This window comes from Streptomyces sp. NPDC003016 (assembly GCF_053591455.1).
Window position 1 is genome coordinate 1 of sequence record NZ_JBSFTV010000039.1, and the last position, 12,435, is coordinate 12,435.

Here is a 12,435-nt window from a genome sequence, read left to right on the forward strand (position 1 = left end):
GACAGGGCGGGCGAGGAGCGACTTCGGTCACTCCTCGCCCGCCCTGTCCTTGCCCGCACTGGCATGCCGGGCCCAGGCCGGCAGCACGAACCAGCACAGCACGAACCAGGTCACCAGCCCGCCGACCAGCCACAGGGCGAGGGTGCTGTGCAGCGCCAGCCGGAGGATCAGCAGCAGCGCCAGCGCCATCGTGCACAGCAGCAGCACCAGCCCGAGAAGGGTCAGCCTGGACGCCCACATCACCATTTGCGGCTTGAGCCGGCGGCCGGTGACCAGGCGGTGGAAGGAGACCGGGCCGACCAGCGAGCCGACCGTCGCCGCTCCGAGCACGACCGTGACGACGTAGATGTTCCGGTCGGTCGTCGACAGGTCGGTGAACCGCGGCTGGAAGACGAAGGTCAGCAGGAAGGCGAACAGGATCTGTACGCCGGTCTGGGCGACCCGCAGCTCCTGGAGCAGCTCCGCCCACAGCCGGTCCGCCCGCTCCTCCTCCGTCTCGTCACGGCCCCGCCGCAGCTTCCGGGAGCCCGTCCCGTCGGTACGGCCCCGCCGGTCCTCCCGGGGCCCCGTATCGCTCATGGTGCCGTCCCGGACCCGCTCTCCAGACGCAGCTGAAGCTCCTTCTCCTGATCGCCGGAGGCGGAGCCCTCCTCGGACACGGAGAACGCCGATGCGAGCTGCTCACGCAGCTGGTCCACCGCCTGGTAGCCGCCCTGGAGGGTGACGGAGACGGGCTCCGTCAGCCGTGCGGGGGCGGCCTGTTCCCGTACGGCGGACACGTCGTAGGTGGCGCTCCACACCATCGGGCGTCCGCCCGTGTCGTCCCGCGGCGCGTCGTCGGACGGGCGGTCGGAGGTGAAGGCGGTGCACAGTGCGCCGAAAACGGCGTTGGCGTCCTCCTTGGAGCTGCCGGTGACTTCGACCAGGACCTGCGTTCCGGTGTGTTCCGTGCTGTTCACAGTGGAGCCTCTTTCTCTCGTCGTCGCCGGTCCCCAGGCTCACCCGGCGGGATCGCGTGCGCGACCGGAGGCCGTGGACCGGTGGGTCCGCGGGCCGGCGGAGCGGCGGTACCCGCAGGTCGGCGCCCGGATGGCTGCGGCGCGGGTACCCGTTCGCGCGGCGGAGATGCGTCCGGCCCGGATCCGGGTGCCGTGACGGTCCGTGTGCCGCCGCATCCCGCGGGTAGGCGGGTGGATGGCCGTCCGGCCGCCTGCGGCGAGTGGGGAGTGGGAAGAGCAGATGACAGTCGCGAAACAGAGCGTTCTCGTCCTGGACTGCGCGAAGCCCGAGGAGCTGGCGGAGTTCTACGCCGCCCTGCTGGGCGCGGAAGCCAGGATCGGGACCAACCCGGACTTCGTGGAGATCGTGGGCCACCGGGGCGTGGAGCTGGCGATCCGCCGGGACCACGGCTACGCGCCGCCCAGCTGGCCGCGCCCGGACGACTCGCTCCAGGCGCACCTGCGGATCCTGGTGGAGCGCGGCGACATGGACGAGGCGGAGCGCGAGGCCGTGAGCCTCGGTGCCCGGCCCGTGGACACGAAGAACAACAGCGGCCCGCGCGACGAACGGGTGTACTCCGATCCGGCGGGGCACTCCTTCACGCTGGCCCATGGGGGCGCTCCGCGCTGACCGCCGCCCGCCCTGCGCCGGTCCTCAGAGCCGGCGCAGGGCGGGCAGCAGCTCCTTCTCCGCCCATGCGATGAACGGCCGCTGGTGGTCGCCGCCGACCTGGACCAGGGCGATCTCGGTGAAGCCCGCCTCGGCGTACGGCCGTACCGCCTCGACGAACGTATCGACGTCCGAGCCGCACGGGATGGACTGCGCGACGTCCTCGGGCCGTACGAACCGGGTGGCCTGGTCGAATCCGGCGGGACCCGGCAGCTCCGAGTTGACCTTCCAGCCGCCGACGGACCAGCGGAACTGCTCGTGCGCCCGCTTGAGCGCCGCGTCCCGGTCGGTGTCGAAGCAGACCGGCACCTGGCCGACCCGGGGCTTTCCGCTGCCGCCGTGGCGGTCGAACGCCTCCAGGAGTTCGCTCTTGGGCTCGGTGGCGATGACCAGGTCGCCGAGGCGGCCGGCGATCTCGCAGGACCGGGGGCCGGAGACCGCGATGCCGATCGGGGGGAGCTGCTCGGGCAGGTCCCAGAGCCGGGCGTTCTCGACGTCGTAGTGCGTGCCGTGGTGGCTCACGTCGCCGCCGGCGAACAGCGCGCGGATGATCTCCACGGCCTCCTCCAGCATCTCCAGGCGGACGTGGGCGGCGGGCCAGCCCGCGCCGACGACGTGCTCGTTGAGGTTCTCGCCCGACCCGAGGCCGAGCCGGAACCGGCCCTGCGCGAGCAGCTGCACGGTCGCGGCCTTCTGGGCGACGACAGCGGGGTGGTAGCGGATTGTCGGGCAGGTCACGTACGTCATCAGCGGAATGCGTGAGGTGGCCTGGGCGGCCGCGCCGAGCACGCTCCAGGCGTACGGTGCGTGGCCCTGTTCGTCCAGCCACGGGAAGTAGTGGTCCGAGGTGACGGAGAAGTCGAAACCGGCACGCTCCGCGGCGACCACATGGTCGACCAGATCACGGGGCCCGGCCTGCTCCGTCATCATCGTGTATCCGATGTGCACCATGAAGGGCGGGTTGCCGATCTCCGGGGCGCAAAACATCCGCCCCACTGGATACAACTGGATACCACCCGCAGGGCATCGAAGAGGTCTTCGCGGACTACGATCTGCGCCCATGGGCGGACTGCGGCAATCCCGCACCGGGCGCACCAGGCGCACCACACGTCCCATGGTGCTGCTGAGCGCCGTGGCGACGCTGTTCGCCGCGCTCTTCGTCTGCCTGAGTACGGGGGCCGAGCCGGGTTCCGAGTCCCGGGAGCGCCACGGGACCGCCGCCGTCGACGTCGCCCTTCCCGTTCCCGTCGCCGCCGCGGCCGCCGCTGCCGCCGCTCCCGCGCAGGACCGGCACGCGTACCTCTGTCCGTACGACTCCCAGCCCTGCGGCGCCTTCCCGCACCTGTCCCCCGCCGTGCTCACCGTGCCGCCGCCGGCCACGCCGGTGACCACCGAGCCGCAGCATGTCGCACCGCGGGCCGCCACCGACCCGGTATGCGGCGCCGGGGCGCTTCCGCGGGCGCCGGGGCGTCATGTCCTTCAGGTGATGCGGACGTAGCCGGGCCGCCCGCGCCGGGCCTCCGCCGCCCCCCGACCCCCTTCAGCAGGCGAAGGACACACACCATGACTTCCCACAAGACCGCAAACGCGTCACGCAAGGCCCGAATAGAGGAGATGCGCCGCGCCGAGCAGTCGCGCGAGCGCCGCAACCGGCTCATCACGATCGCCGTCAGCACGGCCGTCGTGGTCGGCCTGGTCGGATTCGGCTCGTACGTCTTCCTCCAGGAATCGGACAAGAAGGAGAAGGCGGCGGCCCAGGCCAAGGCCCCCGTCAAGGGCGAGAAGTCCTGGGACGCCAAGAAGCTGGGCCGCGAACACGTCACCAAGGACGTCTCCTACCCGATGACGCCGCCGGTGGGCGGTGACCACCACCAGGCGTGGATGAACTGCGACCGGGACGTCTACAAGAAGGAGATCCCCGAGGTCAACGCGGTGCACTCGCTGGAGCACGGCGCGGTCTGGGTGACGTACAACGACAAGGCGCCGGACACCGACGTCAAGAAGCTCGCCGAGAAGGTCGGCAAGACCTCGTACGCGCTGATGAGCCCGGTCAAGGACCAGGCCGGTGCGCTCATGCTCAGCGCGTGGGGCAAGCAGGTGACCGTGGACAGCGCGACGGACCCGCGGGTCGACCAGTTCTTCACGAAGTACGTGCAGGGACCGCAGACGCCCGAGCTCGGTGCGGCGTGCACGGGCGGTATCGGCCAGTGATGACGCGTACGCACTGGGCCGCCGTCACGGCCGTGGTCCTCGCCCTGCTCTTCGCGGCCGGGGCCGTCACCGTCGCCGCCGGGAACGGGAACGGCGGCGACGGCGGTGGCACCGCCGCCGCGGGCCGGACGCCCGCCGGGGACTCGGCGGACGCGGGCTTCGCGCGGGACATGTCGGTGCACCACCAGCAGGCGGTGGAGATGTCGTTCGTCGTGCGCGACCGCACAAAGGACGAAGAGGTGCGCAGGCTGGCGTACGACATCGCCAACACCCAGGCCAACCAGCGGGGCATGATGCTCGGCTGGCTCGACCTGTGGGGCCTGCCGAAGCACTCGCCGGACGAGCCGATGGCCTGGATGGCCGCAGGGGATTCCTCCGGCCAGGGCGACCACGGCGGGCACGGGTCGCACGAGGCGCACGGGGCGCGTGACGGGGTGCTCATGCCCGGCATGGCGACCAGGGCCGAGCTGGCGGAGCTCCGCGCGGCGGACGGCAGGAAGGCGGAGATCCTCTACCTCCAGCTGATGACCGACCACCACAAGGGCGGCGTCGCGATGGCCCAGGGCTGCGCCGACCGGTGCGAGGTCGCCCCGGAGCGGTCCCTGGCGCAGGGCATGGCCGACGCCCAGGAGTCGGAGATCAAGCTGATGGCCGACCTGCTGAAGGCGCGGGGCGCGGCTCCCCGTCCCTGACCGGGCCGCCCGCCCTTCCCCTCCCCCACGGACCGCCCGGACCACCGCGTCCGGGCGGTCCGCCCTGTTGACCCCGCCCACGTCGCCGAACTCCCGTTCGCCCACATCTGAAGGACGCCGGACGACCATGCCCGCCCCGCCCTCCGACCAGAGTCCGTGGGGCCCGCCGCCGACCGGGTTCCAGGCACCGCCGCCTCCGGGCGGAGCGGAGCGCCGGAGCGAGGCGTCCCGCGCAGGTCCGTCCCGACGCCCCCAAGACATCGCGTCAGAGAGACGATAAACTGGGCGCGTGCCTCAACTACGCCTCGCCCTGAATCAGATCGACTCGACCGTCGGCGACCTCGCGGGCAATGCCGAAGCGATCGTCCGCTGGACCCGGCACGCCGCCGGACAGGGCGCCCGTCTTGTGGCGTTTCCCGAGATGGCACTGACCGGCTACCCCGTCGAGGACCTCGCCCTGCGCTCGTCCTTCGTCGAGGCGTCGCAGGGCGCCGTGCGGGCGCTCGCGGCGCGCCTCGCCGACGAGGGCTTCGGGGAGATCCCCGTGATCGTCGGCTACCTCGACCGCTGCGAGAAGGCCCAGCCGCGCTACGGCCAGCCCGCCGGCTCCCCGCAGGACGCCGCCGCCGTGCTGCACCGCGGCCGGGTCGCGCTGTCCTTCGCCAAGCACCACCTCCCCAACTACGGCGTCTTCGACGAGTTCCGGTACTTCGTGCCGGGCGACTCGATGCCCGTTGTCCGCGTGCACGGCGTCGACGTCGCCCTCGCCATCTGCGAGGACCTCTGGCAGGACGGTGGCCGCGTGCCGGCCGCCCGGTCCGCCGGGGCGGGCCTGCTGCTCTCCATCAACGCCTCCCCGTACGAGGTCCACAAGGACGACAGCCGCCTGGAGCTGGTGCGCAAGCGCGCCCGGGAGGCGGGCTGCACGACGGCGTACGTCGCGATGACCGGCGGCCAGGACGAGCTGGTCTACGACGGCGACTCGATCGTCTGCGACAAGGACGGCGAGGTCATAGCGCGCGCCCCGCAGTTCTCGGAGGGCAGCATGCTGCTCGACCTGGAGCTGCCGGCCGCGAGCCCCGTTCCCCCGTCCGGGACGGTCGACGACGGGTTGCGCATCGACCACGTCGTGCTCTCCGAGGAGCCCCTCCCCGCGTACGAGCCCGAGCTGACCGGCGGGTACGCCGAACGCCTGGAGGACACGGAGGAGGTGTACTCGGCGCTGGTCGTGGGCCTGCGCGCGTACGCTGCCAAGAACGGCTTCGGCTCCGTCCTGGTCGGGCTGTCCGGCGGCATCGACTCGGCACTCGTGGCCGCGATCGCGTGCGACGCGCTGGGCGCGCAGAACGTGTACGGCGTGTCCATGCCGTCGAAGTACTCCTCGGAGCACTCCAAGCGCGACGCGGCCGAACTGGCCCGCCGCACCGGACTGAACTTCCGGACCGTTCCGATCGGACCGATGTTCGACGCGTACATGGGCTCGCTCGCCCTGACCGGGCTCGCCGAGGAGAACCTCCAGTCGCGGCTGCGCGGCACCACGCTGATGGCCATCTCCAACCAGGAGGGCCAGATCGTGCTCGCGCCGGGCAACAAGTCCGAGCTGGCGGTGGGTTACTCGACCCTCTACGGCGACTCGGTCGGCGCGTACGGGCCGGTCAAGGACGTCTACAAGACGTGGATCTTCGCGCTGGCGAGGTGGCGGAACAAGGCGGCCGAGGAGCGGGGCCAGACCCCGCCGATCCCGGAGAGCTCGATCTCCAAGCCGCCGAGCGCTGAGCTGCGCCCGGGGCAGGTCGACACCGACTCGCTGCCGGACTACGACGTGCTGGACCGGATCCTGGAGATGTACGTCGACCAGGACCAGGGCCTGGAGTCGATCGTGGCCGCGGGCTTCGACCGGGCGCTGGTCGCGAGGACGCTGCGGATGGTGGACACGGCGGAGTACAAGCGCCGGCAGTATCCGCCGGGCACGAAGATCTCCCCGAAGGGCTTCGGCAAGGACCGCCGTCTGCCGATCACGAACCGGTGGCGCGAGTCACCCGTCTGACGCGGGGGCGAAGGGGCGGGGGCGGGCCGCTGCGCGGGGCCTGTTCCCCGCCCCGCCCCACCCCGCCCCTTCCCGAGCCGGGGACGAGCCCCGGGACGAGCCCTCTGCCCTGGACGCCCCCGGACGCCCTCCGGGCGTGTCCTCGGACGCCGGGACGGGCTGGACAATGCCCGTTGCGGCCACCGTCAGCCCGTCCGGCGTCCGAGGTCGGGGGCCCGGGTCGGAGCCCCGGTCCGGGAAGGGGCGGGCAGGGGGAGGCCCCCGTCAGGCCACCGTGTCGCGCACCGGCTCCCGGGCCGCCGCGCCCCCGGCCACCACCCGCGAGCGGGACGACGCCGGGGTGCGGTCCAGGAGGCCCGCCGTGACGGCGATCGCGAGGCCCGCCGCCGCCAGTACCGCCCCGACCAGCGTCGGGGACATCCAGCCCCAGCCGGCGGTGATCGCCATGCCGCCGAGCCACGCACCGCCCGCGTTGGCGAGGTTGAAGGCCGAGTGGTTGGAGGCCGAGGCCAGGGTGGGGGCCTCCTTGGCCTTGTTCATGACCAGCATCTGGAGCGGTGTCGTGGTCATGAAGCCGACCGCGCCCAGCACCACCACGGTGACCAGCGCCGCCCACCGCACGTGCGCGGTGTAGTTGAACGCCAGCAGGACGACCGCGAGGGCGCCCAGCGAGCCGTAGAGCGTGAGGCGCAGGGCCCGGTCGGTCAGCGGGCCCGCCGCGAGGGCGCCCAGCGTCATGCCGATGCCGAAGAGGGCGAGGACCAGCGTCACGGAGGACTGGCCGAAGCCCATGACCTCGGTCGTCATCGAGGCCAGGTAGGAGTAGACCGCGAAGACGCCCGCGAAGCCGAAGACGGCGGTGAGCAGGCCGAGGAGGACCTGGCGGTTGCCGAGGGTGCGCAGTTCGCGGCCCACGCTCTGCCGGGTGTCCGTCGGGATGTACGGAACCAGGCGGGCCAGCGCCGCCATCGCGACCAGGCCGATCGCCGCCACCACCAGGAACGTGGCGCGCCAGCCGAGGTGCTGGCCGAGCAGGGTGGCGGCGGGTACGCCGACGATGTTGGCGACCGTGAGGCCCAGGAACATCGTCGCGACGGCCCGCGCCTGCCGCCCGTCCGCGACCAGCCGCGCCGCGACCACCGCGCCGACCCCGAAGAACGCCCCGTGCGGCAGCCCGGCGAGCACCCGGCCCGCCACCAGCCAGCCGAAGCCGGGGGCGAGGGCGGAGGCGAGGTTGCCGACCGTGAAGAGGGCCATGAGCAGCAGGAGCATGCGCTGGCGCGGAATGCGCGAGCCGAGGGCGGTGAGCAGCGGGGCGCCGATGACCACGCCGATCGCGTACGCCGACACGAGGTGGCCGGCGGTGGGCACCGAGGTGCCCAGGTCGTCCGCGACATTGGGCAGCAGGCCCATCATGACGAATTCGGTGGTGCCGATGCCGAAGGCACTCACGGCGAGGGCGAGCAGGGCTACGGGCCGGGGCGGCCGGGGCATGGGAGACCTTCCACAAGAGGGACTTCGTTCCTGTACTGAACAAAGTCTCTCAGGTGAAATGTTCCGCGGCGTGAACACGGGGTTGCGGCAGGGCGTGCGGGGGTCGGACCCCGCACCTCGGAGCTCGTGCGTCAGATCTCCACGCGCGCCGCGACCGGCAGGTGGTCGCTGCCCGTCTCCGGCAGGGCCCACGACGACACCGGCGTGATCCCCTTCACCATGATCTGGTCGATCCGCGCCATCGGGAACGACGCCGGCCAGCTGAAGCCGAAGCCGTCGCCCGCCGCGCCCTGCGTGGACCGCATCTGCGAGGTGACGGCGTTCAGGGCCCGGTCGTTCATCGTGCCGTTCAGGTCGCCGAGGAGGACGACCTTGCCGACGGGCTCGCGGGCGATGGCCTCGCCCAGCGCGTCCGCGCTGTCGTCGCGCTGCCCGGCCGTGAAACCGGCGTCGACCTTGAGCCGTACCGACGGCAGGTGGGCGACGTACACCGCGACGTCCCCCGCCGGGGTCGTCACGGTCGAGCGCATCGCACGCGTCCAGCCCATCTTGATGTCGACGGACTGCGTGCCGGTCATCGGGTACTTGCTCCACAGACCGACCGTGCCCTGCACCGAGTGGTGCTTGTACGTACCGGACAGGGCGCTCTCGTACGTCGACACCTCGCTCGCCTTGAGCTCCTGCAGCGCCACCACGTCCGCGCCCGATTCGGCCAGCTCGCGGCCCGTTCCCGCGGGGTCGGCGTTGCCGGCCTTGACGTTGTGGGTGACGACCGTGAGGTTGCCGCCCGCCTCCGACTTGTCGGTGAGCAGGCCGCCGAAGAGATTGAGCCAGACCAGGGCAGGCAGCAGCAGGGCGACGAGCCCGGTCGCCGAGCGGCGCAGCAGGGCGGCCGCGAGCAGAAGCGGAACGCCCAGACCCAGCCAGGGAAGGAAGGTTTCGGTGAGGCTGCCGAGGTTGCCGATCACGTTGGGGATCTGCGCGTGGAAGACCATCAGCACCGTGAGCAGGACCGCGCAGAGCGCGAGGAGGATGCCGCGCCGCCAGATGCCGCGATCGTGACGCAGGCTTTCGAGGCGGCGCCGGAGCCGGGATCCGGAACGCTCAGACCCTGAGCTGCCGTTCCCCGTGTCCGTCATGTACGCCTGCGCCATTCCGCTGTCCTCACTGCCTTGCCGTGCACACCGCCTCCGCCTCAGACCCTAGGCGATGACCGGCGTCTTTCCCCGCCGCCGAACACGACGGCCGTACTGCCACGAGGACGACGGGGCGGCGCGGGGGGTTCCGGGCCGGGCGCGTCGGACGAATGCTGTGACGAAACGCGCACAAACCAGCCAGTGGACGCGTGCGGCGGCGGGTCCCCACTTCCCGGGGCCCCGGTGGGGATGCCACCATGGACGTGGTCCGGGGACGCCGTCAGGGCGCCTCGAGATTTCGAAGGAGCCGTAGGCCATGACGCTTCAGGCTGCCCAGAAGACTTCCGCCGACAGCGCCAAGGCGCTGTACGGCGGCAAGGGCACTCGCCGCATCACCGTCCACGACATCGCCGCCGCCAAGGAGCGCGGCGAGAAGTGGCCCATGCTCACCGCGTACGACGCGATGACCGCCTCCGTCTTCGACGAGGCCGGCATCCCGGTCCTGCTCGTCGGCGACTCCATGGGCAACTGCCATCTCGGTTACGAGACCACCGTGCCCGTCACGATGGACGAGATGACGCTGCTCTCCGCCGCTGTCGTACGGGGCACCAGGCGCGCCCTGGTCGTCGGCGACCTGCCCTTCGGCTCGTACCAGGAAGGCCCGGTACAGGCCCTGCGCAACGCGACCCGGCTGATCAAGGACGCCGGCGTGGGCGCGGTGAAGCTGGAGGGCGGCGAGCGCTCGCACGCCCAGACCGAGCTGCTGGTGAAGGCCGGCATCCCGGTCATGTCGCACCTCGGGCTGACGCCGCAGTCCGTCAACACCATGGGCTACCGGGTCCAGGGGCGCAGCGACGAGGCCGCGCACCAGCTGCTGAGGGACGCGAAGGCCGCGCAGGACGCGGGTGCGTTCGCGGTCGTGCTGGAGCTCGTACCGGCCGAGCTGGCCGCCGAGGTGACGCGCTCGCTGCACATTCCGACCGTGGGCATCGGCGCGGGGCCCGACACGGACGCGCAGGTCCTCGTCTGGACCGACATGGCGGGCCTGACGGGCGGCAAGGTGCCGCGCTTCACCAAGCAGTACGCGAACCTGCGGGAGACCCTCGGGGACGCGGCGAAGGCGTTCGCCGGCGATGTCGTCGGCGGGGCGTTCCCGCAGGAGGAGCACACCTTCCACTAGCCACTGCCCGCACCAGGGACAGCCCGCCGACTTCCCCCATCGGCGGGCTGTCGGTGTTTGTCGGCGGGCTGTCGGCGCGTTGTCAGTGGCGGCTGCTCTCATGGTCGGCATGACGCGATTCGACACGAACCCCAGGGGCGGCGCGGCCAACGCCGTCGAGGTAAGGGGACTGGTCAAGCACTACGGCGGGACCAAGGCACTGGACGGCGTGGACCTGGACGTACGGGAAGGCACCGTGCTCGGTGTCCTCGGGCCCAACGGCGCCGGCAAGACCACCCTCGTACGGTGCCTGTCCACGCTGGTCCGGCCGGATGCCGGCACGGCCGTCGTGGCCGGGTACGACGTGGTGAAGCAGCCCCGGCAGCTTCGCCGCACGATAGGCCTGACCGGGCAGTACGCCTCGGTCGACGAGAAGCTCGCCGGCTGGGAGAACCTCTACATGATCGGGCGGCTGCTCGATCTGTCCCGCAAGGACGCACGGCGGCGCGCGGACGAGCTGCTGGAGCGGTTCTCGCTCACCGAGGCCGCGAGGAAGCCGGTGATGCAGTACTCCGGCGGCATGCGGCGGCGCCTGGACCTGGCGGCGTCGATGATCGGGGAGCCCGCCGTGCTCTACCTGGACGAGCCGACGACAGGGCTCGACCCCCGTACGCGCAACGAGGTGTGGGACGAGGTCAAACGGATGGTGGGCGAGGGGGTCACCGTCCTGCTCACCACCCAGTACATGGAGGAGGCCGAGCAGCTCGCGAGCGAGCTGACGGTCATCGACCGCGGCCGCGTCATCGCGGGCGGCAAGGTCGACGAGCTGAAGGCGAAGGTCGGCGGCCGCACCCTGGAGGTCCGGCCGGCCGATCCGGCGCAGCTGACCGCCATGGCACGGGTGTTGAGCGAGGCGGGGCTCGACGGCATCGCGGGCTCGAAGACCGACGCCGGCGAGGGCCTGCTGTACGTACCGATCCTCAGCGACGAGCAGCTGACCGCGGTGGTCGGCCTGCTGGGCGCGCGCGGCTTCGGCATCGCGCACATCGGCACCCACCTGCCCAGCCTGGACGAGGTGTTCCTGGCCATCACGGGCGAGAAGACGAGCGAAGCGGCGGCCGGGACCGTCACGTCCGGGTCCCCCGCGAACAACAAGCACGAGGAGGTCGCGGCATGAGCGCGGCGACAGTGACCCCGCCGGCGCCGGCGCCCGCGAAGGCGACGCACGACGACGAGGGGCGGATCGGCCTGCGGGCCAGTCTGCGGCACATCGGCGCGCTCGCCCGCCGCAACGTCATGCAGATCAAGCAGGACCCGGAGTCGATGTTCGACGTCCTGCTGATGCCGATCGTCTTCACCCTGCTCTTCGTCTTCGTCTTCGGCGGCGCGGTCGCGGGCAAGGGCAACCAGTCCGAGTACGTCAGCTATCTGGTCCCCGGACTGATGGCGATGATGGGCATGAACGTCTCCATGGCCGTCGGCACCGGCATCAACGAGGACTTCCAGAAGGGGGTCATGGACCGGTTCCGCACGATGCCGATCGCCCGGTCCTCCGTCCTCATAGCGAAGATCGTCGTCGAGGTCGGCCGGATGACGGTCGCCTTCGCGATCCTGCTGATCGTGGGCTTCGTCCTGGGGCTGTCGGTCGAGACGTCGCCGCTGCACGTGCTGGGCGCGGTCGGGCTCTCGCTCCTCTTCGGCGCCTCGCTGATGTGGATCTTCATTCTGATCGGGCTCTCCGTGAAGACGGCGCAGGCCGTGCAGGGGGTGGCGTTCCTCGTGCTGATGCCCTTGCAGTTCGGGTCCTCGATCTTCACCCCGCCGTCGACGATGCCGGGCTGGCTCCAGACCTTCACCGACTACAACCCGCTGTCGAACCTCGCCGACGCGGCGCGCGGTCTGTTCATCGGCGGGCCCGTCGCCCGCGATGTGTGGATGGTGCTGGCCTGGGCAGCGGTCATCACGCTGGTGACGGCGCCGCTCGCGGTCTCGAAGTTCCGCAAGAAGACCTGAGTCCCTGGGCACGGA

At 71.7% G+C, this 12,435-nt stretch carries 13 protein-coding genes; 8 read left to right on the top strand and 5 right to left on the bottom strand.

Annotated features, from left to right (window positions below):
• Window positions 1-27 precede the first annotated feature (27 nt).
• Window positions 28-579, bottom strand: coding sequence for a DUF6328 family protein (locus tag ACWDZ4_RS28035; RefSeq protein WP_451511171.1), 552 nt, complete (start codon window positions 577-579; stop codon window positions 28-30).
• On the bottom strand, window positions 576-959 hold the full coding sequence (locus tag ACWDZ4_RS28040; protein ID WP_451511172.1) for a hypothetical protein: 384 nt from the start codon (window positions 957-959) through the stop codon (window positions 576-578). The genes ACWDZ4_RS28035 and ACWDZ4_RS28040 overlap by 4 nt, the downstream gene beginning before the upstream one ends.
• 280 nt (window positions 960-1,239) lie before the next feature.
• On the opposite strand from ACWDZ4_RS28040, the gene ACWDZ4_RS28045 reads away from it, so the two are divergent.
• A complete protein-coding gene (locus tag ACWDZ4_RS28045) occupies window positions 1,240-1,629 on the top strand; it encodes a VOC family protein (RefSeq protein WP_451511173.1) in 390 nt (129 codons plus the stop codon).
• Between the two features lie 24 nt (window positions 1,630-1,653).
• Here ACWDZ4_RS28045 and ACWDZ4_RS28050 read toward each other — a convergent pair whose 3' ends face one another.
• Window positions 1,654-2,619: an LLM class F420-dependent oxidoreductase gene (locus tag ACWDZ4_RS28050; RefSeq protein WP_451511223.1), complete on the bottom strand. Its 966-nt coding sequence runs from the start codon at window positions 2,617-2,619 to the stop codon at window positions 1,654-1,656.
• Window positions 2,620-2,728: 109 nt separating this feature from the next.
• On the opposite strand from ACWDZ4_RS28050, the gene ACWDZ4_RS28055 reads away from it, so the two are divergent.
• The 4 genes from ACWDZ4_RS28055 to ACWDZ4_RS28070 all read left to right on the top strand — a co-directional run bounded on the left by ACWDZ4_RS28055 (window position 2,729) and on the right by ACWDZ4_RS28070 (window position 6,618).
• The gene (locus ACWDZ4_RS28055) at window positions 2,729-3,166 is read left to right on the top strand and encodes a hypothetical protein (protein ID WP_451511174.1); all 438 of its coding nucleotides are present in this window, start codon (window positions 2,729-2,731) and stop codon (window positions 3,164-3,166) included.
• A 65-nt stretch (window positions 3,167-3,231) separates the two neighbouring features.
• Entirely contained in the window at window positions 3,232-3,879 is a 648-nt protein-coding gene (locus ACWDZ4_RS28060; protein ID WP_451511175.1) for a DUF3105 domain-containing protein, read from the top strand.
• Window positions 3,879-4,571, top strand: coding sequence for a DUF305 domain-containing protein (locus ACWDZ4_RS28065; RefSeq protein ID WP_451511176.1), 693 nt, complete (start codon window positions 3,879-3,881; stop codon window positions 4,569-4,571). Before ACWDZ4_RS28060 ends, ACWDZ4_RS28065 begins: the two co-directional genes overlap by 1 nt.
• Before the next feature lie 289 nt (window positions 4,572-4,860).
• Window positions 4,861-6,618, top strand: a complete 1,758-nt coding sequence (locus ACWDZ4_RS28070) for an NAD+ synthase (RefSeq protein ID WP_451511177.1) — start codon at window positions 4,861-4,863, stop codon at window positions 6,616-6,618.
• A gap of 264 nt (window positions 6,619-6,882) precedes the next feature.
• Here ACWDZ4_RS28070 and ACWDZ4_RS28075 read toward each other — a convergent pair whose 3' ends face one another.
• A complete protein-coding gene (locus ACWDZ4_RS28075) occupies window positions 6,883-8,112 on the bottom strand; it encodes an MFS transporter (RefSeq protein WP_451511178.1) in 1,230 nt (409 codons plus the stop codon).
• 131 nt (window positions 8,113-8,243) lie between these two features.
• Window positions 8,244-9,266: an endonuclease/exonuclease/phosphatase family protein gene (locus tag ACWDZ4_RS28080; RefSeq protein ID WP_451511179.1), complete on the bottom strand. Its 1,023-nt coding sequence runs from the start codon at window positions 9,264-9,266 to the stop codon at window positions 8,244-8,246.
• A 298-nt stretch (window positions 9,267-9,564) separates the two neighbouring features.
• Here ACWDZ4_RS28080 and panB point away from each other — a divergent pair, with 298 nt between their 5' ends.
• The 3 genes from panB (at window position 9,565) to ACWDZ4_RS28095 (ending at window position 12,420) form a co-directional block, all read left to right on the top strand.
• A complete protein-coding gene (panB, locus tag ACWDZ4_RS28085; RefSeq protein ID WP_451511180.1) occupies window positions 9,565-10,428 on the top strand; it encodes a 3-methyl-2-oxobutanoate hydroxymethyltransferase in 864 nt (287 codons plus the stop codon).
• Between the two features lie 100 nt (window positions 10,429-10,528).
• Window positions 10,529-11,584: an ATP-binding cassette domain-containing protein gene (locus tag ACWDZ4_RS28090; protein WP_451511224.1), complete on the top strand. Its 1,056-nt coding sequence runs from the start codon at window positions 10,529-10,531 to the stop codon at window positions 11,582-11,584.
• Window positions 11,581-12,420, top strand: coding sequence for an ABC transporter permease (locus ACWDZ4_RS28095; protein ID WP_451511181.1), 840 nt, complete (start codon window positions 11,581-11,583; stop codon window positions 12,418-12,420). The genes ACWDZ4_RS28090 and ACWDZ4_RS28095 overlap by 4 nt, the downstream gene beginning before the upstream one ends.
• Window positions 12,421-12,435 lie beyond the last annotated feature (15 nt).